1 protein-coding gene is annotated in these 240 nt (G+C 53.3%); it reads left to right on the forward strand.

From position 1 onward, the window contains the following. On the forward strand, positions 1–240 hold a 240-nt coding region (locus SB658_RS27160; RefSeq protein WP_410603635.1), incomplete at both ends, for an amidohydrolase family protein.

Genomic DNA, 240 nt, shown 5'->3' on the forward strand with positions numbered 1-240 from the left:
GCCATGAAGTCGGTTCCGTTGAAAAAGGAAAGCTCGCCGACCTCGTACTATGGGACCCGGTTTTCTTCGGCGTCAAACCTGAACTTGTGCTCAAAGGCGGCATGATTGCCCGCGCCCAGATGGGAGATCCGAATGCTTCCATTCCGACGCCTGAGCCCGTGTTTATGCGGCAGATGTACGCATCATACGGTAAAGCAAACCGCAATACCTCTATTACATTTATGTCCCAGGCCGGTATCG

Origin of the sequence: Bacillus sp. SIMBA_008 (assembly GCF_046535495.1) — a bacterium.
Classification (GTDB): domain Bacteria; phylum Bacillota; class Bacilli; order Bacillales; family Bacillaceae; genus Bacillus; species Bacillus subtilis.